General features: G+C 39.6%; 21 protein-coding genes. 7 read left to right on the top strand and 14 right to left on the bottom strand.

Translation table 11 applies throughout. The features are described from left to right. Position 1: 1 nt before the first annotated feature. The 7 genes from rplV to rpsJ are packed head-to-tail and all read right to left on the bottom strand — an operon-like array spanning position 2 to position 3,378. The gene (rplV, locus tag I6F44_RS03590) at positions 2 to 334 is read right to left on the bottom strand and encodes a 50S ribosomal protein L22 (RefSeq protein WP_002957892.1); all 333 of its coding nucleotides are present in this window, start codon (positions 332 to 334) and stop codon (positions 2 to 4) included. A 13-nt stretch (positions 335 to 347) separates the two neighbouring features. Then, a complete protein-coding gene (rpsS, locus tag I6F44_RS03595) occupies positions 348 to 626 on the bottom strand; it encodes a 30S ribosomal protein S19 (protein WP_004588689.1) in 279 nt (92 codons plus the stop codon). Positions 627 to 641: 15 nt separating this feature from the next. Continuing rightward, complete coding sequence (gene rplB, locus I6F44_RS03600) at positions 642 to 1,466, bottom strand: 50S ribosomal protein L2 (protein WP_002957895.1); 825 nt, start codon at positions 1,464 to 1,466, stop codon at positions 642 to 644. A 15-nt stretch (positions 1,467 to 1,481) separates the two neighbouring features. Then, on the bottom strand, positions 1,482 to 1,784 hold the full coding sequence (rplW, locus tag I6F44_RS03605; protein WP_002957896.1) for a 50S ribosomal protein L23: 303 nt from the start codon (positions 1,782 to 1,784) through the stop codon (positions 1,482 to 1,484). Beyond that, complete coding sequence (rplD, locus tag I6F44_RS03610) at positions 1,781 to 2,386, bottom strand: 50S ribosomal protein L4 (protein ID WP_002957897.1); 606 nt, start codon at positions 2,384 to 2,386, stop codon at positions 1,781 to 1,783. Before rplD ends, rplW begins: the two co-directional genes overlap by 4 nt. Positions 2,387 to 2,403: 17 nt before the next feature. Next, positions 2,404 to 3,039, bottom strand: coding sequence for a 50S ribosomal protein L3 (gene rplC, locus I6F44_RS03615; RefSeq protein ID WP_002957898.1), 636 nt, complete (start codon positions 3,037 to 3,039; stop codon positions 2,404 to 2,406). Positions 3,040 to 3,066: 27 nt separating this feature from the next. Next, a complete protein-coding gene (gene rpsJ / locus I6F44_RS03620) occupies positions 3,067 to 3,378 on the bottom strand; it encodes a 30S ribosomal protein S10 (RefSeq protein ID WP_002957900.1) in 312 nt (103 codons plus the stop codon). A gap of 417 nt (positions 3,379 to 3,795) precedes the next feature. On the opposite strand from rpsJ, the gene plsB reads away from it, so the two are divergent. Further along, a complete protein-coding gene (plsB, locus tag I6F44_RS03625; RefSeq protein WP_101217114.1) occupies positions 3,796 to 6,234 on the top strand; it encodes a glycerol-3-phosphate 1-O-acyltransferase PlsB in 2,439 nt (812 codons plus the stop codon). Between the two features lie 21 nt (positions 6,235 to 6,255). Here plsB and tesB read toward each other — a convergent pair whose 3' ends face one another. Further along, positions 6,256 to 7,113: an acyl-CoA thioesterase II gene (gene tesB, locus I6F44_RS03630; RefSeq protein WP_101164339.1), complete on the bottom strand. Its 858-nt coding sequence runs from the start codon at positions 7,111 to 7,113 to the stop codon at positions 6,256 to 6,258. A gap of 77 nt (positions 7,114 to 7,190) precedes the next feature. Between tesB and I6F44_RS03635 the strand changes: the two genes are divergently transcribed. Beyond that, positions 7,191 to 7,649, top strand: a complete 459-nt coding sequence (locus I6F44_RS03635) for an EVE domain-containing protein (RefSeq protein WP_197173306.1) — start codon at positions 7,191 to 7,193, stop codon at positions 7,647 to 7,649. 69 nt (positions 7,650 to 7,718) lie between these two features. Continuing rightward, complete coding sequence (locus I6F44_RS03640) at positions 7,719 to 8,753, top strand: cytosolic protein (RefSeq protein WP_197173307.1); 1,035 nt, start codon at positions 7,719 to 7,721, stop codon at positions 8,751 to 8,753. 36 nt (positions 8,754 to 8,789) lie between these two features. On the opposite strand, the gene I6F44_RS03645 is transcribed toward I6F44_RS03640, so the two are convergent. After that, the gene (locus tag I6F44_RS03645; protein WP_007587044.1) at positions 8,790 to 8,987 is read right to left on the bottom strand and encodes a PLDc N-terminal domain-containing protein; all 198 of its coding nucleotides are present in this window, start codon (positions 8,985 to 8,987) and stop codon (positions 8,790 to 8,792) included. After that, the gene (locus I6F44_RS03650; RefSeq protein WP_007587041.1) at positions 8,987 to 10,054 is read right to left on the bottom strand and encodes a potassium channel family protein; all 1,068 of its coding nucleotides are present in this window, start codon (positions 10,052 to 10,054) and stop codon (positions 8,987 to 8,989) included. Before I6F44_RS03650 ends, I6F44_RS03645 begins: the two co-directional genes overlap by 1 nt. A 169-nt stretch (positions 10,055 to 10,223) precedes the next feature. Between I6F44_RS03650 and I6F44_RS03655 the strand changes: the two genes are divergently transcribed. Beyond that, positions 10,224 to 11,534, top strand: coding sequence for a short-chain fatty acid transporter (locus tag I6F44_RS03655; RefSeq protein WP_197173308.1), 1,311 nt, complete (start codon positions 10,224 to 10,226; stop codon positions 11,532 to 11,534). Between the two features lie 55 nt (positions 11,535 to 11,589). On the opposite strand, the gene I6F44_RS03660 is transcribed toward I6F44_RS03655, so the two are convergent. Then, positions 11,590 to 12,606 carry a metalloprotease gene (locus tag I6F44_RS03660; RefSeq protein ID WP_197173309.1) on the bottom strand — a complete coding sequence of 339 codons (1,017 nt, stop codon included), beginning with the start codon at positions 12,604 to 12,606 and terminating at the stop codon, positions 11,590 to 11,592. 183 nt (positions 12,607 to 12,789) lie between these two features. On the opposite strand from I6F44_RS03660, the gene I6F44_RS03665 reads away from it, so the two are divergent. After that, positions 12,790 to 14,001, top strand: a complete 1,212-nt coding sequence (locus I6F44_RS03665; RefSeq protein ID WP_197173310.1) for an EAL domain-containing response regulator — start codon at positions 12,790 to 12,792, stop codon at positions 13,999 to 14,001. Between the two features lie 32 nt (positions 14,002 to 14,033). Here the strand turns inward: I6F44_RS03665 and I6F44_RS03670 are convergent, their stop codons facing one another. Then, on the bottom strand, positions 14,034 to 15,110 hold the full coding sequence (locus tag I6F44_RS03670; RefSeq protein ID WP_101217615.1) for a hemolysin family protein: 1,077 nt from the start codon (positions 15,108 to 15,110) through the stop codon (positions 14,034 to 14,036). 84 nt (positions 15,111 to 15,194) lie between these two features. On the opposite strand from I6F44_RS03670, the gene I6F44_RS03675 reads away from it, so the two are divergent. Next, positions 15,195 to 17,690, top strand: a complete 2,496-nt coding sequence (locus I6F44_RS03675) for an alpha/beta hydrolase family protein (RefSeq protein WP_197173311.1) — start codon at positions 15,195 to 15,197, stop codon at positions 17,688 to 17,690. 216 nt (positions 17,691 to 17,906) lie between these two features. Then, a complete protein-coding gene (locus tag I6F44_RS03680) occupies positions 17,907 to 18,611 on the top strand; it encodes a response regulator transcription factor (protein ID WP_002957913.1) in 705 nt (234 codons plus the stop codon). Here the strand turns inward: I6F44_RS03680 and I6F44_RS03685 are convergent. Both I6F44_RS03685 and I6F44_RS03690 read right to left on the bottom strand, forming a co-directional pair. Beyond that, positions 18,608 to 20,119, bottom strand: a complete 1,512-nt coding sequence (locus tag I6F44_RS03685; RefSeq protein ID WP_007587019.1) for a YifB family Mg chelatase-like AAA ATPase — start codon at positions 20,117 to 20,119, stop codon at positions 18,608 to 18,610. The genes I6F44_RS03680 and I6F44_RS03685 overlap by 4 nt on opposite strands. Before the next feature lie 34 nt (positions 20,120 to 20,153). Next, the gene (locus I6F44_RS03690; protein ID WP_007587018.1) at positions 20,154 to 20,768 is read right to left on the bottom strand and encodes a trimeric intracellular cation channel family protein; all 615 of its coding nucleotides are present in this window, start codon (positions 20,766 to 20,768) and stop codon (positions 20,154 to 20,156) included. Positions 20,769 to 21,005 lie beyond the last annotated feature (237 nt).

Here is a 21,005-nt window from a genome sequence, read left to right on the forward strand (position 1 = left end):
CCTAGCTATCTGAAACCATAACAGTGATATGGCTTGTACGCTTAAGGATGCGGTCTGCGCGTCCTTTAGCACGAGGCATAATACGTTTCATTGTAGGACCATCGTCCACAAAGATCGTTGTTATACGAAGCTCATCAATGTCAGCACCTTCGTTATGCTCTGCGTTAGCAATAGCAGACTCAAGTACTTTCTTAACTAATACAGCCGCTTTCTTCGGGCTGTACGCCAGGATTTCTAGTGCGCGATCTACAGGTAACCCGCGGATCTGATCTGCAACTAGACGTGCTTTTTGCGCCGAACCAGAGGCGAATTTATGTTTAGCTAATGCTTGCATTTATCTTCCCCTCTTATCGTTTCTTCGCTTTCTTATCCGCAGCATGGCCACGGTAAGTGCGAGTTGGTGCAAATTCACCTAGTTTGTGACCGATCATTTCGTCAGAAACGAAAACTGGTACGTGCTGGCGACCATTATGGACAGCAATGGTCAATCCGATCATGTTAGGTATGATCATTGAACGACGGCTCCAAGTTTTAATTGGCTTTTTCTCACCGCTTTCCAAAGCTTTCTCTACCTTCTTCAGCAAGTGTAGGTCTATAAAAGGACCCTTCTTGAGAGAGCGTGGCATGGCTATTCCTCAATATTACTTAGTACGACGACGTACTATAAATTTATCCGTACGCTTGTTCTTACGCGTCTTCGCACCTTTAGTCGGTTTACCCCATGGAGACACAGGATGACGACCACCAGATGTACGACCTTCACCACCACCGTGTGGGTGATCTACCGGGTTCATGGCAACACCACGAACTGTCGGACGAATACCACGCCAGCGATTTGCACCTGCTTTACCAAGTGAACGAAGCATATGCTCAGCATTGCCTACTTCACCTAGAGTCGCACGACAATCAGATTCAACTTTACGAACTTCGCCTGAACGAAGACGTAATGTTACATACTGACCATCACGAGCAAGGATTTGAACGTATGCACCAGCAGAACGTGCGATTTGAGCACCTTTACCTGGTTTTAATTCTACGTTGTGAACAGTCGAACCTACAGGCATATTACGCATTGGTAATGCATTACCAGGCTTGATTGGTGCATCAACACCAGACTGGATTGCATCGCCAGCTTTTAAGCCTTTAGGTGCGATAATGTAACGACGCTCACCGTCTGCATATAATACAAGAGCGATGTTTGCGCTACGATTTGGATCGTATTCTAAACGTTCAACAGTAGCTGGAATGCCATCTTTAGTACGTTTAAAATCGATTAAACGGTAGTGTTGTTTATGACCACCACCGATATGACGAACCGTAATACGACCATTGTTATTACGACCACCTGATTTAGAGTTTTTCTCTAAAAGTGGTGCGTATGGCTTACCCTTATGTAGATCAGAGTTAACCACTTTAACTAGGTGACGACGGCCCGCAGAAGTAGGCTTACACTTTTGAAGTGCCATAATTCTATCCCCTTATTACTCGGCGCCGCCGACAAAGTCTAGCTCGCTGCCTTCTTTAAGAGTAACGTAAGCTTTCTTCCAGTCGCTACGACGACCGAAACGTGCGCCAGTACGTTTTGTTTTACCCTTAACGTTAAGTGTGCGAACACCAGTTACTTCTACTTCAAAAAGCTTCTCAACTGCTACTTTAATTTCAGCTTTAGTTGCGTCATTTACTACTTTAAAAACAATAGTATTGTTTTCTTCAGCAGCAATTGTGCTTTTTTCAGAGATATGTGGAGCAAGGATCACTTTTAAAAGACGTTCTTCGCGAATCATGCTAGCGCCTCCTCAAGTTGCTTAACAGCAGCGGCTGTAATAAGTACCTTATCGAAAGCAATTAAGCTTACAGGATCGATACCAGCTACATCACGTGTGTCAACCTTATAAAGGTTACGTGCCGATAAGAAAAGATTTTCATCTACTTCTTCAGTCACGATAAGAACATCTTTAAGCTCAAGTTCTTTAAGCTTAGCAACTAGTTCTTTAGTTTTTGGTGCTGCTAGAGCAAAACTTTCAACAACGATTAAACGCTCTTGACGAACTAATTCAGATAAGATGCTTTTAATCGCACCACGGTACATTTTACGGTTTACTTTTTGGCTGTGGTCTTGTGGTTTAGCTGCAAAGCTAACGCCACCTGAACGCCAAATTGGGCTACGGATTGTACCGGCACGTGCACGGCCAGTACCTTTTTGAGCCCATGGTTTTTTACCACCACCGCTTACTTCAGAACGTGTCTTCTGAGCACGAGTACCTTGACGAGCACCTGCTGCGTATGCAACAACTACTTGATGTACTAATGCTTCGTTAAACTCACGTCCAAAAGTAGCTTCAGAAACTTCAAGACCGCCAGAAGCGTCTTTAATTGCTAATTCCATCACTAAATCTCCAGGACTTATGCTTTAACAGCTGGTTTAACGATAACGTCACCGCCAATAGCTCCAGGTACTGCACCCTTAACTAAAAGCAAATTACGCTCAGCGTCAACGCGAACTAGTTCTAAGTTTTGAGTCGTTACACGCTCAGCACCCATATGACCGGCCATTTTCTTACCTTTAAACACCTTACCAGGTGATTGGTTTTGACCGATTGAACCAGGAGCACGGTGAGATAGAGAGTTACCATGTGTAGCGTCTTGCATGCTGAAATTCCAGCGCTTAACACCACCTTGGAAACCTTTACCTTTAGAAGTACCGGTTACGTCAACCTTGTTGATTTCGTTGAATAATTCAACAGTAAGCTCAGCGCCTACTTCAAAATCGCCTTCACCACCGTTAAGGCGGAATTCCCACAGACCGCGACCCGCTTCAACACCAGCTTTAGCGAAATGACCCGCTTTAGCTTTGTTTACACGACTTGCTTTTTTAGTGCCTGCGGTTACTTGAAGCGCGTTATAACCGTCTGTTGCGTCAGATTTGATCTGAGCAATGCGGTTAGGTGTCGCTTCAATAACTGTCACAGGGATAGATACACCATCTTCAGTGAAGATTCGTGTCATACCCACTTTACGACCGACTAGACCTAATGCCATTTTCCTAAAACCTCTCTAATCTTTCGATTAACCCAGGCTGATTTGAACATCAACACCAGCAGCAAGATCTAAACGCATAAGCGCGTCTACAGTCTTGTCAGTTGGTTCTACGATGTCTATCAGACGTTTATGGGTGCGGATCTCGTACTGATCACGCGCATCTTTATTAACGTGCGGTGAAGTTAGTACAGTAAAACGTTCAAAGCGTGTAGGTAGTGGGATTGGACCACGTACTTGTGCGCCAGTGCGTTTCGCAGTTTCCACGATTTCTGCCGTTGATTGGTCAATCAAACGGTGGTCAAAAGCTTTTAGGCGAATACGAATGCGTTGATTTGACATTCTTAACCTCAATATAAAGAGCATATAAAAGAGCATAAAAAAACGACCGAAACAATCTTAAAACTTAAGATGTCGGCTGTTTGATTATATCTACGTTGAGTTCCAAATCGGAACTCCTGTTTATTAGCTTGAAATCCAAGCTTAATTTATCCTTTCTAGTTCCCAGAGGAATTTTGAAAGCCTGCGTATTATAGAGGTATTGGTGATAAATGCAACAACTATTTAGAAACAATACAATGCCTATAAATTTGATTAAATAAGCACCCATACATGCTTACTAGCTATACTTGAACTAATACCTCTACTGTTAGTCAATAAACAAGTTAACACCTTAATTACGCAAACTAAGGGATTTTTAGATATTATGGTATCCTACTGCGCTAATTTTGCCCTTAATACTCTCAATATGGTGAGTCGATGCGTATTTTTAATTATTGTTTAAATGTTATGTCTGCTGGATTTAGCCGCTTATTTGTAAAAAGCAAAGTGCTGCCAGAAAATCCGATTAAACAGTATGATCTAAACCCTGAGTACCCTACATTTTATATAGTGCGTTTAAATTCACGATTTGATTTAGCGGCTCTCGCACATGCGTGTAAAAAAAATGGTCTACCTAGCCCAACCGAAGAGCAAGTATTAGGTAACCAAGATTTAGACCGTTTTATTGGTATTAAAAATCCACCACCACTTTTTGGTGATGAAGCTAAGCCAACCAATGCTTTAGCTCAAGGTAAACAAATTATTGAATACCTAATACAAAGTGGGCAGCAAAACGTACAAGTGGTTCCGGTTACTATTTTATGGGGTCGCGACCCGGGTAAAGAAAAGCCGGGGCTACGAACTTTAATTACGCACTCTCTAACTCCTAGCTGGTTTAGAAAGTTTTTTGTGGTGTTGTTTTCAGGACGCGACAACTTTATTCGCTTTAGCCAACCACTCGACTTATCGCTTTTAGTCAATGAAAAAGCCGATGTAAGCGAGTTACCACATAAATTATTACGTGTAGCACGTGTTCACTTTAAGCGCCAAAAGCTAGCTGCTACAGGCCCTAAAATGCCCTCTCGTGAACAATTATTTAATTCATTATTAGCGTCACCTACAATAAAAAAAGCAATTCAAGATGAAGCTAAAGCTAAAAACATTAGCCAAACAGAAGCCCGCCAAAATGCACTTAAGCTACTTGATGAGATAGCTGCTAATTACTCTGAAGCAATGATACGTGTGGCCGAGCGATTTTTAACTTGGTTGTGGAATAAGCTCTATAACGGTATTGATATTAAACACGCAGAACAAATTCATGAACTAACAGATAAAGGCCATGAAATAATCTATATGCCTTGTCATCGCAGTCATATGGATTACTTACTGCTTACTTACTCTATTTATCATTTAGGCTTAGTTCCACCACATATAGCTGCAGGTATAAATCTTAACTTTTTCCCTGCCGGTGGCATATTTAGACGCTCTGGGGCATTCTTTATTCGTCGCTCGTTTGCAGGCAATAAACTTTATTCTGCCATATTCAAAGAGTATTTAAGCCAACTGTTTATTAAAGGTTACTCTGTTAAGTTTTACACGGAAGGCGGTCGAAGCCGAACTGGGCGCTTACTTCCACCTAAAACAGGTATGCTATCTATGACATTACAAGCAATGCTGCGCGGAATAGACAGACCAATATCTATCGTTCCTGTGTACATTGGCTACGAGCACGTAATGGAAATTAACACCTACCTTAAAGAGCTAGATGGAAAAGATAAAAAAGGCGAATCTATATTTGGTATTTTTAAGGCAATCAAAAACCTTAAAAACTACGGTCGTGGTAATTTAAACTTTGGTGATCCAATCTCGATTAACCAATACTTAAACGATAACCAACCTGATTGGCGTGATTCAATACACCCTACCGATGTACAAAAGCCACAATGGTTAGCGCCACAAGTAACTAAACTTGCCGACCAAGTAATGGTTAAAATTAATAATGCGGCGGCGCTTAATGCGGTTAACTTACTAGCGATGATATTGCTGGTTAACGATAAACAAGCATTGAGTAAACCAAAGCTATTAGCACAACTTGATTTTTATCTGCGCTTACAGCGCGATGCAAGCTATAGCGATAAAGTAACCGCGCCAGACGAAACACCAGAGCAATTACTAACGCATGCATTAAAGCTGAATAAGTTTGAAGTTATCAGTGATGAATTTGGCGAAATTATTACTATTAGCGATAAAGAAAAAGTACTGTTTAATTACTACCGAAACAATATTTTGCACTTATTTGCAGTACCAAGCTTAATTGCACTACATCTATTTAAACAACACAGCACAACTATTGAGCAATGCCAGCAACTTGTAAAAACATTTTATCCATTATTTGCTAAAGAATGGTATTTACAGCCTCTTGATGAAAACTATATAACGCGTATTTTAGCTAACTTTGCTGATCAAAATTTAATTGAGTTTGATGGCGATAACATTCATATAACGAACAGTAATGACTGCTTAGCTAAGCTAGAAATGCTTGGACGAGCACTTAGTTTTACTCTACAACGTTACGCTATTGTGATTGGTTTTATTCAAACAAGTGATGGCATTGAAAAAGCAGAATTAGAACGAGAGAGCCAAGTGCTTGCACAGCGTTTAGGCACACTGCATGGTATTAAAACACCTGAATTTTTTGATAAAAAAGTACTTGTTAGTTTTATCGAGAACTTACGTGGCGAGTCGTTAATAACAGAGGGTGATAAAGGCTTAGTAGGCAGTACACAACTTTGCGAAACCTACGCACACCTTAAAACATTACTGCCAGCACGCGTCTGGCAGTCAATCAGCGATATAGTACAAGATCAGTGTAACTAGTACTATATCTATAAAAGGGGGTTAGCGCTGACGCATAACCCCTTCTTGCATTGTTGAGGCAACCAAGTTGCCTTGGCGATCAAAAAACTGCCCGCGTACCAAACCACACCCATTACTCGCACTTGGACTATCAATTGAATACAAAATCCAATCATCCATTCTAAATGGGCGATGAAACCACATTGCATGATCAATAGTAGCTACTTGCATATTTGGCTGCATAAACGATACACCATGAGGCTGCAATGCTGTTGGTAAAAACTCAAAATCAGAGGCGTATGCTAATAAGTAATTGTGGATGCGCTGATCGTCTGGCATTTCACCATTAGCTTTAAACCAAATATGCTTTACCGGCTCCATAACTTCTGGTTTAAATGGGTTATGAAAAGTAACCGGTCGCATTTCAATTGGCATTTCACGCGTAAACTTATTACGGATGATTTCAGGGATATGCGAAGCGTTATCTTGGTAAAACTCAAGTGATGAACGTAACTCTTCAGGTGCGGGTACATCAGGCATTGTAGCTTGATGCGACAAACCATTTTCTTCACCCTGAAACGACGCTGTCATATAAAAAATTGGCTTACCGTACTGAATCGCTTTTACTCGGCGAGTACTAAAGCTCTTTCCATCGCGAATAGTTTCTACATCATAAACAATCGGTTTAGCTGGATCGCCTGGGCGTAAAAAGTAAGAATGTAATGAGTGAACTATACGCCCCTCAGGTAGAGTTTCTTTAGCGGCAGAAAGCGCCTGCCCCATAACTTGACCGCCAAACACTGCACCAAAGCCTAAATCTTGGCTTTGTCCTCGATATAAACCTTGCTCAATTTCTTCAAGTGTTAACAACGACAATAAATCATCTAATACTTGGCTCATTACTTCTTCCTCATTACCCTAGTATGCAAATGATACTATACAATAGTGGGAAGTAAATATTTGTTAGGAATACTGTTATGGCTTACTGGCTATTTAAAACTGAACCCGATGCGTTTTCATTAGATGATTTAAAAAACGCACCAAAACAAACGACTCTTTGGGAAGGCGTGCGTAATTATCAAGCACGCAATTTTATGCGTGATGGCGTTAAGGTCGGGGATTCAGTAATGATTTACCATTCAAGCTGTAAACACGTGGGCGTAGCGGGCATTGCCGAAGTGACACACGATGCCTACCCAGATCCTACTCAGTTTGATTTAAGTAGCGACTATTACGATGCAAAAGCCACCAGCGACAAACCACGCTGGGTTGTTGTTGAGGTTACTTACCAAAGCCATTTAAAAAAATTAATTAGCCTTAAAGATATTAAAGCCAATAATAATATTACTGAAATCGCACTTAAAAAAGGCGGACGACTATCAATAATGCCTGTTACTAAAAATGACTGGGATGAAATAATCAAAATGGCGCAGTAACACCCTCTCGGTTTGACCTAATTTCATTGAGTTTGATATGATCTACGCTGACTTATAGCTGGAGGATTAATGAAATTACTGTATTGGTTAGATGAATGGTTAACTCTCCCGCGCAATGAGCAACAAACTCGATTACCCATGACGGGTAGTGATTTACTCGGCGATGTATTTGTTAAGTATGATTTTGTTGACGTTAATAAGCCCCTGCTTTTTACCTTTTCACCCGCAGGCACTAAGGTGCAAGAGCAAGATCTTCACCCTGATTTTGCACCATGGGGTTATCACTTGGCTCAAAAACAAAACGTAAACGTAATCGCTTTTCAGCATTTAGGTAAAAGTAATTGGTTTCGTAATCGTAATTTAATCTTTTTTCTCGAGCAATTATCAACATTACTTACGCCGTTTAATTGTCGATTAGGCTATGGCTTAAGCCGTGGCGGATTTGCTGTTGGCGCTTTTGCTAAACTATTAAAGCTAAACCAAGTACTGTTCTTTCACCCGGTAAGTACTAAAAATAAAGAATTAGTACCGTGGGATGACCGCTCTAGTACCGATATAGCTCAGCAGTTTGAATGGCAACAAGATTATCACGATCTAGATTTAGGAGATGCCCAAGGCTATATTATTTACGATCCTACTAATCGTATAGACCGAATGCACGCCAAGCGCTATAAGCAGTTAACTCACTTGCGAGTATTTGGTATGGGACATGGCACACACGCTACATATTTGAATAAGTTTGGGTTTTATAAGCAAGTAGCCGTTGATTTCATTCAACATCAGCAAATCGATATTGCACAGTTTCGCCTGCAAACCAAAACCTTACGCTTAAAAGAAGATTATTATCAAAGTCTCAATACGGCTAATGCAGACTCCCCCCATCGTTTAGCATTATTGAGTACAGCGCATAAAATTTTAGCTGATGAAAAAGAAGTGTATGTACAAGAGCATCAAGCAAAAATTGATATTCAGCCATTAATAGATGTGGCACTTAAGCACCAAGATCAGCACCCTAATGATGCTATTCAGCTATTAGAAGTCGCCCAGCAACTTCTACCTGACGACCCTCTAATTGAGCATAAACTCAAACAGTTGGAAGAGTAATTATTCCAACTAAAACGGCTATAAAGGCTAACTACTCTATTTAGCCTTTTTCTTTTTGTGCCTATGCTTGGGCACAATGGTAAAGTACATCATTAAACCTAACCAAGAAAATATAATGATTCCCATTAGCCAGCCATTCTTTTCATGACCCTGTGTACGCTTACTGTTGAGTACAATAACGACAGGTAATATGTAAGCACTTAAAACAACAATTAAAAATACAACTTCATTCATTATTTTTCTAGGCTCGACCAGTCTACTTCACTACTTAATACTCGATCTACCGATATATAGTGCAAAATATCGCCTTCACTTACTTTGTAATCTAATGGTGGGTTTAAATCCATATTTTGCGCACTTAAATTATGGGCAACACCTAACAGTATTGCATCATGCTCAAGCTTAAAATGATGAAACAAAGTACCAAACTCCATATCTTTGCAGCCACTTGGTACTTTCAAGCTAAATTGTGTATCGCCGTGCAAAGTAGATAGCAGCTCCTCTTGCACACGGCTCGAACCTGGATCTTGCATTGAGCGTACTAATATCTCAGCTGATTTTGCACTACTACATTCTACATTTTGGCAATGCTCTAACATCATCTCAACTTTAGTTTCATCTAAAAAGTGAGCACTTATATGACAATCATCTTTTACTAAGCGACTTATGCGCAGGGCTGTCGTAAATGTCTGGTCGTCATCTTGACCATCAATAATCACCTTATCAGCACTGCGAATAGCTACACGCTCTAGTTCAGCTAAATTTGTAAAACTCGTTAAACGTGCAAAATCAACGCTTTCGTTAGCTAAAAAAGGATGATCCATTTGCTCTGTTACCGCGAGTAAAATACGACGGTCAGTACGTTTCGTATCTGCCAAAATGTAATCAATCATCTTTTTTGTACGAGTGTCATGCCAACCAAAAATAATAATATGGTGGTTACTGTGGGCAAAGTTTTTATCACCAGTCATAGCGCGCCTAATTAAGTAAGTAACAGTTTGTCCTGCTTTTCCTAGCAAAACACCAAATAAAGCTAAACCAAATGGAATTTGTATTAATGCAACCACCCAACGACCAAGATCAGTAGTTGGACTAAAGTCACCATATCCCACTGTTGATGTTGTTACTGTGTAATAGTAAAAAAAGGTAGTAAGCGAGGTTAACGCTTTCTCATTCGCTATAAATAGTAAGCTCCATGTTAATAGCATATGAGTCAAAATAGCTAATGCCACTGCTTGCCAACTCAACTGATCTATATGAGCGCGAACAAGTAACGCTAACCTTTTAAATATCACCGGCATAATACAAAGTCTTCGTTAGTAAATTATCTATAAACAGTACGTTACTGTAAGCGATGCTTTTAAGCAATGTTTAAGCTTTTAACCGCAAATATAAGACTAAATGCTGTTTGCCAATGATGATTTTTCATGATTAATTAGCGTTAAAATAATAACCAAAACAGTTGTGCTTATGCTTAATAAAATAGCCCGCCCTTTTACTAAAATTGTAGAGCGCTATCTTCCCGACCCTTTTATATTTGTAATTTTACTTACAATAATTACTCTTATTAGTGCGAGCTTATTTACAACCGCAACCAACATTGAAGTATTACAAGCGTGGGGAGGTGGATTTTGGAACTTATTAAGTTTTGCTATGCAAATGCTACTAGTGTTAATTACAGGCTATATGTTGGCAAGTACGCCACCTATAAGTAAGTTATTAGAAAAACTAGCAACATTCGCAAATACAGCACCTAAAGCAATTATATTGGTAACGCTTATTTCGCTTTTAGCGAGCTGGATAAATTGGGGATTTGGCTTAGTTATTGGTGCCCTTTTTGCCAAGGCAATTGCTAAACATACTCGTGTTGATTATCGATTATTAGTAGCCAGCGCTTACTCAGGTTTTGTTGTATGGCATGGCGGATTAGCCGGTTCGATTCCTTTAACTATCGCAACCGATGGTCACTTTTCAGAGGCCAGCATTGGTATTATTAGTACAGAGCACACTTTATTTGCGGGCTTTAATATAGCCATATTAGTTGGTTTATTCATTATTATGCCGCTCGTTAATCGCTATATGCTGCCAAGCGAGCAAGAAAGCGTATATATCGACCCAGCTCTTTTACAAGAGATAGCACCTAAACCCACTACTATAAGTAGACCCGCTCAACATTTAGAACAAAGTAAACTACTCGGTATGGCAATTGGCTTATTAGGTTTGGCATATTTAGGCTATTACTTTTTTATTACTGGCGGAAACTTAAACCTTAATAGCGTTATTGCCGTATTTTTGTTTTTAGCTATTACGCTGCATCAAACACCCCATAATTTACTTAACAGTCTGCAACAAGCAATTCCAAGCGGGGCTGGCATTGTTATTCAATTTCCTTTTTATGCCGGCATCATGGCGGTAATGGTTGATAGCGGATTAGCACAACAGATATCACGTGGCTTTATTGCCGTTGCAGATGCTGATAGCTTGCCATTTTTTAGTTTTATAAGTGCAGGGCTCATTAATATGTTTGTTCCCTCTGGCGGTGGCCAATGGGCTATACAAGCACCCATTGTAATACCCGCAGCGCAAGAGCTAGGCGCCGATATATCTCGCGTTGCAATGGCCGTTGCATGGGGTGATGCGTGGACTAATTTAATTCAACCTTTTTGGGCATTACCCGTCCTTGCTATCGCAGGCTTAAAAGCAAAAGATATTATGGGATTTTGTGTTGTGCAGTTATTTGTAACTGGGGTTTTTATATCGCTGGTATTGAGCTTTTATTAATTTTTAACGGGCTGTAACAAATATTACAGCCCACTTTTACCTAGAACGATAAATACTAGCTCGATAAAATAGTCATCGGCAGGCTCAATATTGGATTTTCTGAATCGGCAAAATGCATCATTACAGCTACATGCCCAGCGACTACAACTGCATACATTACCGCTGAAAAGCCTTGGCCATATTTATCTAGCGGCATTAAATGTGAATAGTGACGGCCTCGCCACTCAAATACAATTTCCAGCGCACCTACAAACAAAAAGAATACCAGTAACATTAAGCCAAAGGTGTAGCTCAGCCATAAGCCAAATAGTACGCCTAATAAGCATACGCTCAAACCAATCCATGAACGCATTGAAAAGCTAATACTTTTTAATACATGCCCGCCATCAAGCGGTAAAATTGGTAACAAGTTAAATAAATTTAATAACGCACTAAGCACCGCAACACCTGCAAATATCTCCGTCTCGGTGGCGTAATATAAAACGACACCCAGTACCGAGGTAATTAAACCAAATGCAGGTCCCATTAGCGATATAACGACATCTTGCCAACGAGTCGTTATTTTGTCGTCACTTACAGCTAGCCCACCTACAAATGGGATTAAGTAAATACCTTTGGTTTTTATGCCAAAGTATTTCATTGCTCGCACATGGCCGTATTCGTGTACAACTAAACACCCAATTAGCATTAATGCAAATTCTATACTAAATAACCACGCATAGCCTGCAACAGAAGCCCCTGCAAGCACTACTTTAATTACCTTAGCACTTTTAAAAAGCTTAAAACCTAATGCAGCCAGACCTAAAAAGCCTTTTTTAGGTGACCCATTTGTAGGTGCTGGTAACGCAAGTTGTGTTGCAAATTGATCATCTACAAAGAGCGAAATGCTTTGCTCTTTCACCGCCGCTGTATCAATACCTATTACTTTGTTGTCGTAAGTAAATTGAAAATAGTTTTCACGAGGGTTATCAAATGTAATGGCTTGTTGCGCGTGAAATACCTGCACAATTTTTTGCCCAGACACCATAAGCGAAAATGGCTGCTCGGCTAAAGTAAGATCTATTCTTATCATAATTAAGACCGTTTAAAACAATGGCGCTAGTATACCGACTCACTTACAAAACACGAGCCGCATAATAAAGATCTCTTTTTTAATTAGAATTATCAGATAAAAATATAAATTAAAAGTACTGACAAAATACAATAACGCTACTACTTTTACAGTAATAATAAATTCGCATTGGAAGAGATTACTGTGAAGAAAATAGTACCTAATATTTTAGTTGTTGACGACTCAAAAGCAATTTTGATCGTTATGGAAGCTATACTTAACGAATTGGGTATGTCTAACACTATAACTACGTGTCTGAGTGCAAAAGAAGCTCTTGAAAAAGTAAAAGAAGATGTTAACTACTTTGATGCTATTTTTACTGATCTCAATATGCCCGAAATGGACGGCATGGAATTAATCCGCCACTTAGGTGAGTTACATTATCAAGGCGGTATTATTATTGTTTCTGAAATGGACCATAAAGTTATTAGTTTAGCTGCCAGCCTTGCCAAGCAACATAACGCTCACCTCATTGGTAATATTACAAAACCAGTGCAACTATCTCAGGTAAGTAGGTTACTTATTAAAGTAGCGCAATTAAATAGCCATACTTTATTAAAAGAGTCAGCCATTTCAAAAGATGAGCTTATTGAAGCATTAAAAAATGATGAAATAACGCCTTTTTACCAACCAAAAATAAACGCTGATAACAATAAAATTGAAAGCGTTGAAGTCTTAGCGCGTATTTTATCAAGTAAAGACGGCAATATTATTTTACCTAACCGTTTTATAGGTATTGCCGAGCAACATAACTTAATTAATCAAATTACATTTTCTCTTTTTGAAAAGGCCACCAGCGAATTCAAAAATATGAAAGCGCAACTAGGTCATGATTTTAAGATGGCATTTAACTTATCGCCAACTCAGCTCGACGACCTAAACTGCCCTAATAAATTACTGCTCATTTTAGAACTAAATCAACTCACGCCTAGTAATATAATTATAGAAATAACAGAACAACATGCACTCTCAAGCCTCATGCAATTAGAAACACTAAACAGATTAAGAATGCATGGCTTTGGTATATCGCTAGATGACTTTGGTGTTGGTTTTACTAATATGAATCAGCTTCGAAATCTTCCTTTTACTGAAATTAAAATAGACCGTTCACTTATTAGCCATATAGAAACAGATTTATTTTCTCAAGTGGTCGTAAGTTCGTTATTTAATATTACGAGTAAAGATAATTTAGACTTAGTGGCAGAAGGTGTTGAACGACCAGAAGAGCTCGTTTATTTAAGGCATTATAAAAGAAAACTAGCCATACAAGGTTTTTTATTTAGCCGCCCTAAACCACAAGACGAATTTATATCTTGGGCTAAAGATTGGCTGAAAACTGATGGCAGCCCCGCTTAAAGCGGTATTAATATTTAATCGGGGCTGGTTAACTAATTATCACCTCGAGTGTGTTTATCTTCTTCACTGACTATATGCGCACTGCTTGCTAAACGTTTGTGCCAACGCTGCCTTGCTACTGCGCGCATATTAGTAGATTGGTCACGCTCATCTACAATCTCTAGCCCCATTAAAGCTTCAATCATATCCTCTAGCGTTACAATACCTTGCACGTCACCGTACTCATCTACAACTAGGCATATATGCGTGCGCTTTGTTAAAAGAGTTTGCAGCAACGACGATACATTTTGAGAACTCGGCACCGTATAAATAGGCTTAATCAATTTGCTAATTTTGTAATCGGTACCTAAACGGTGAAATGCCAGCATAATATCGTTTTTATGCACAAACCCTACAATATCGTCGCTGTCTTTATCAAATACCAATATACGAGAAAATGACGACGAGCCGTGATCGTTTAAATACTGATTCACGGTTAAGTCTTTGTGGATTTTAAAAATAACAGTTCGAGGCGTCATTAAATCGCATAATTTTGCATGCCTAAAATGCAATAAATTACGAATTATTTCGGACTCATCCTGATGTAATGCACCCGACTCCGTACCTATATCAGCCATTGCCTCTATCTCTTGACGAATATAGTAAGCCTCATCGTGCTTTGGACCCATTAAATTTGTTAGCTTTTGTGCAAACCATACAAAAGGCTTTAGCGATATAACTAAAAACCGCAAAGCGTAAGTAACACTTGGCGTTAGAGCTCGCCAGTAATTAGCCCCCAAGGTTTTAGGGATAATTTCAGAAAGGATTAATACGAGGAATGTCATAATGGCTGATGCAATACCTACAGCCGCATCGGAAAACACGACAGCTGCCTGTGCGCCTACCCCAGCAGCACCCGCAGTATGGGCAACCGTATTTAAAGTTAAAATAGCAGCTAAAGGCTGATCTATATTGTTTTTAAGCTTTTCGAGCTGTTTAGCCAGCTCAGGGTGCTCTTTCCTAAGTGATGCAACATAGCTGGGCGAAATACTTAATAACACAGCCTCCATCACAGAACATAAAAACGAAATAACAATCGCCACTACCATATAAACTATCAGTAAAGTCACTTTCTCTCCTCTATATTGGATATGTGAGCATGGTATCAATACATGCTATATTTGGCCAAACTTCCAATAATAATAGGCATAATAATGAAATTTAGCGCACCATGGTGTCATCAAAATAAGCTATTTAAGTACGCAGCAGCTCTTTTAACGCTTAGCAGCTTAAGCTTTGCTGCAATAGCTGCACCATTGGATAAATCAAAAATTCAGTTTATCGGCCCACTTGCCGAAGACATGCAGTTAAAGCCTTTTCAAACACCTCATGGCAATGCCATTATTAATAACCTATTGCCGCAACTACAAGCAAACTCAGATAGCTTTTCTATATTTGGGAAAAAACAAAATTGGCAGCCATTTAATAAAATCAATGCGCTCACTTTAGGTGGGTTACAGGTACTAAAGTTTAATATTGAAACAACCCGTTTCACACAAGGTACGCTTACCTTAAAAGGAATTGAACAAGGCCAGTTATTTATTAATGGCGAACTACAAACAGGCGATAAAAATAGCTATAAGTTAGCTTTAAATAATAGTACTCACTCTATTTTAATAGTAGCCCAACAAGTAGCTAATTGGCACGACGTAATGCTTGATTTTGCACCTAAAAGCGACGTTGATAAAATTACGCTTAGCGCCTCACAAACAAAACGCTTATCTGCAAAACAATTGTTTGATGCCCCTACAATCAGCCAATTATCACTCGCACCTAATGCTAAGCAGTACGTTACTACTACTCGCACTTATAGCGATAAAGCACAAAACCAAGCAAATACAGTTACAGTACTTAAAGATTCAGATAATCAAACGCTTTATCGCTTCGAAGCAGGCCAACCAAGTAACATTATTTGGAGTCCAGATAACCAATATTTAGTGTATTTGTTAAATGGTGAGCTTAAACAACTTAGCCGTAAAAACTTCTCAATAAAAACATTAGCAAACGATTTAGAAGGAGCCAATGGCTTTACCTTTTATAACGACACCAGCCTTTTGTTTAGCTGGTCTAAATCACCTGAGAGCACTAACAGCTTAACTAAGCACTATAAAGGTCTACAAGATCGCTGGTCGTATGCACGTACCACCAGCCAAATTTATATGTTTGATACTAAAAGTGGTTTAACAAAAGCACTTAGCCAAGGTCCTCTTTCTTACAGCCTTGAAGATTCAAATAGTAACCGTGGCAAAATATTAATGAGCCGCCCAGTAATGGCAATGCAAGCATCAACTCACCCTGAAACAGAGTTAGCCGAACTCGATTTAAAATCAAACAAGCTTTCATCGCTTGGTAAATTCAAAACGTTTAATTTAGCCAAATACGCAAATAAAGATATTTATGTAGTTGCAGGCCCTGACTTTAAAAATGGCGCAGGCAGAGCTCTACCAAAAGCAATGCTTGCTAATAACTACGACGGGCAACTTTACCTACTTACTGAAGGCGGTAAAAACGTAAAAGCACTTAGTAAACAATTCGATTCTGCTATTGGCCAACTGCAAGTTTTAGAAAACGGCGATGCGCTCATTAAAGTAACAGAGCAAGACACTCAACCGCTTTACCTATTTGATTTAAGTAAACAGCGCTTTAAAAAGTTAAATACAGGATTGGATATTGTTGAACAATTTAGTTACTCACACGACCGTAATACCGAAATTTTATTAAGTGGCACTAACGCTTTAGCGCCACAACAGCTAAAGCGCCTTTACGTCAGTAAAAATAAAACAGATTTAATATGGGATTCAAAACCAAGTAGCTATGCAAATACACGACTCCCTACATTAGAAGAGTTTAATTTTAAAAATAAACATGGGGTTGAAATAACTGGCCGCGTTTATATTCCTAGCAATTTAGATAAAACTAAAAAGCACCCGGCGCTCGTGTATTACTACGGCGGCACTTCACCAGTTACGCGTGGTTTTACAGGTCGTTATCCGTTTAACTTATGGGCAGAAAATGGCTACATTGTTTATGTAGTACAGCCTACTGGCGCAACAGGGTTTGGACAAAAGTTTTCAGCGCAGCATGTTAATTCCTGGGGCGACTACACTGCAGACGATATTATCGAAGGCACGCAAGCCTTTTTAAAGAAATACAACTATGTTGATAGTGAAAAGATAGGAAATTTAGGGGCATCATACGGTGGCTTCATGACCATGTTATTGGCAACTAAAACCGATATATTTAGTGCTTCAATAGCTCATGCGGGTATTTCTAATATTACCTCGTATTGGGGTGAAGGTTGGTGGGGCTACTTATATTCTGGCGAAGCATCAAAAAATAGCTTCCCATGGAATAACCCTGAGCTTTACAGCCAACATAGCCCTGTATTTCATGCCGACAAAGTAACAACACCTATGCTGCTTCTTCATGGTGATAGTGATACCAATGTACCTGTTGGCGAAAGCTTAACAATGTACACTGCGCTTAAACTGCTTAATAAGGACGTAGAATTAATCGAATACAAAGGCGCCGACCACCAAATTTTTGCACGCGATAAACGATTTGATTGGTGGAACACCATGCTCGCATACTTTGATAAAAAGCTAAAAGATGAACCTCAATGGTGGGACTCAATGTATAAAAATGACTGAGCCTGAACCTTTAAAATAACGACTTAATACAGATTTATTAATAGTAGTATTAATTATTTAGCACCTTTTAATTAGTTTAAAGGTGCTAACCTCATCCTCTAATAACGTCTTATACACCTTTGAAATATTAAGTTACTTAAAACTAATAAACCCCCTTCTCAGCATTTACCTAATGGTGCTACCATACAGAGCTATAAGCATTCAAAATAAAGTACTATGGCTATTAATGTTTTATTGGTTGAAGACGATGAACTACTCGTTAAACGCATCCAAAATCACTTTGCAGATACCGAATTTACAATAGAGGTAGACCCAACTGGCGCTGATGCACTTAACATTGTAAGGCAGCGGGTAAACCTGCGCGGTGCTATATCATTAGCCATAATTGACATTGTTTTGCCAAAGCGTGATGGGCTTCAGCTGGCAAAAGAATTAAACACACTTACCGATATTGGCGTTATTGTATTATCGAGTCGTGACTCCCAAGCCGATCGTATTGCAGGCCTTGCACAAGGCGCTGATGACTATATTTGTAAGCCCGTCGATTTACTTGAGTTAGAACTTCGCATGCGCGCGCTCTATAAGCGTGTTGCAGTTAACCTAGAAGACGACGAAAGCGAAGAATTTATAGAGTATGCTGACTTTAAGCTTCACCCCGATAACCGCACACTAATTACTGCTGCAGGCGTTGAATCACGCTTAACTGAAGCCGAACATAAAGTGCTTATTTGCTTAATTAGTAATGCGGGTAAAGCCACATCCCGTGAAAAAATATCAGAAGAAATAGGCCAGCCCGATTGGAGTCCAAACGATCGTACTGTTGATGTGCTGATTGGTCGTTTACGTAAAAAATTAAATGACGAAAAAGATCAAAAACGCATTGTTACCGTACGCGGTAAAGGCTATATGCTCTCTATTTAATACTTAGTTAATTGCGCAATAAGACGCTCAAATGCGCGGTAATTAAGTGCCTCTTTAAGCTCATTTAAACTAATGTTTTCAGCGCCTTTTAAATCACTAATAGTACGCGCCACTTTAATCACTCTATGATAAGAGCGTGGCGATAAAGACAACTTCTCGCTTGCTCTGGCTAAAAACTGCAACTCTGCAGGCGCTAGTACACAGTGCACACTCATTTCTTTATTATTAAGCCTCGCATTAACCTTACCTTGACGTTTTAGTTGTAGGTAATAAGCCGTTTCAACTCTTGCTCTAACCTCAGCACTACTTTCCTCCGGCTGAGTACTTTGTAGTTCAACACTCGTTAAACGAGGTAGTTCTATTTGCAAATCAATACGGTCAATAAAAGGTCCTGATACTCGCGATAAATAACGCATAACTTGATCGGGAGTTGCCCGCTTATCAGTATGGCTCCCTGTTGGGCTTGGATTTAATGCTGTAATAAGCTGAAACTGCGCCGGAAACTCCATTTGCCTAGCTGCACGTGAAATAGTAACTGTACCGGTTTCCATTGGCTCACGCAGTGAATCAAGTACCTTACGCTCGAATTCCGGTAACTCATCTAAGAAGAGCACACCGTTATGTGCCAGAGAAATTTCACCAGGTTTGGGATTCGAAGAGCCCCCCACCAAGGCAACAGCTGAACAAGTATGATGTGGATTACGAAATGGCCGCTGTCGCCAATTAGTTAAATCTATGGATTGCCCAATAATAGAGTAAAGCGCAGCTGTCGAAATAGCTTCATCGTCCGACATAGTAGGCATTATAGTTGCCATTCGCTGGGCCAGCATCGATTTACCAGTACCTGGAGGGCCTAAAAATAATAAATTATGCCCGCCAGCTGCAGCAATTTCGAGTACTCGCTTTGCACCGGGCTGACCTTTCACATCGCTTAAATCAAGTAAAAAGTCAGGGGCTTGTGTGCAGTCGGGATACTCTATATTTAATGGTAAGGGTTGTTGATTAAGTAAATCCCCCCACACTTCTTGAATAGAGCTTACGGCTTTGCGTTTAACGCCATTAACTAGGCTTGCTAGGCTGTCGTTTGCAAGAGGTAAAAAGCAGCAACGATCTTGCTCTTTTGCAGCAAGTACCGAAGGTAAAATAGCGTTTACACCACGCACCTCACCATTAAGAGCAAGCTCACCATAAAACTCGTACTTGTGAATATCAGGACACACTATTTGCCCAGAGGCGACTAAAATACCCACCGCAATAGCAAGATCAAACCGTCCGCCATCTTTTGGCAAATCGGCAGGGGCTAAATTTACAGTTATTCGTTGATCGGGAAAACCAAATTGTGAGTTTTCGAGTGCGCTACGTACTCTATCTTTTGATTCTTTAACGGACGCTTCGGGCAGGCCTACTATATGAAAAGCGGGTAAACCATTTCCTAGGTGAACTTCTACAATAACTTCAGGGGCATTTATACCCACTTGAGCACGAGAAAATATACGAGCTAACGACATTCCTTATCCTAGTAAATGGTGTGATTACACCAGTTTAGTCAGGATATTTAAAAACGTGTAATGTGATTTGCCATTTTATAGCAGCTAAACGAAGTAATAAGGTCATTAACATACCTAATACCATCGCCATTTCGGTTACTAACGAAAAACTAATGCCAAGCGTATAAACAGTGCCACCCGCTATACAGGTAATAGCGTAAAGCTCACCTTTTAATAGCATAGGGATCTCGCGTGCAAGCACATCTCGAATTAATCCACCAAAGCAGCCTGTAATTACAGCCATAATTACCGCTGTCATATCGGGCATACCAACAAGCTGCGCTTTTTGCGCCCCCATTACTGCAAAAAAAGCTAAACCAAACGCATCCGCTGTTTGTAAAATATAATGAGGTATCGGCTTTTGTTTATTTATAAGGCGTGTTGTAACAAATACTGAAGCTAGTATGGCAAAAAAGTAACTTTGATCGTGTAACCAAAACACAGGAACATCTAAAATTAGATCTCGCACTGTACCACCACCAATAGCAGTTACCGTCGCTAAAACTACGACTCCAAAGCCATCCATTTTTTTTTCGTACGCTAGCAAAGTGCCCGACACAGCAAACACCGCAATGCCTATTAAATCAAACCAGTGATAAAGTTCTGTCATGTGATGTGTATTGTTACTTAAAATCTTTTAACCGTTTTAACATAAAATACTCTTTTTTAAAAAATAAGTTATTTGTTAAACGTCACAGATATTAGAGTAAAGTCATTAAATAAAGCAGAATATAAGGTATTTTATCAAACTGCTGACACAAAAATCACTCGATAAAGAGTGCGATTTTGTTTTAAATTTTTAGATATTTAATTTCAGTGGTTGCGGGAGCTTGGGTTTGTAAAAAGC

Source organism: Pseudoalteromonas sp. NZS11_1, assembly GCF_015864275.1.
Taxonomy (GTDB): Bacteria; Pseudomonadota; Gammaproteobacteria; order Enterobacterales; family Alteromonadaceae; genus Pseudoalteromonas; species Pseudoalteromonas arctica.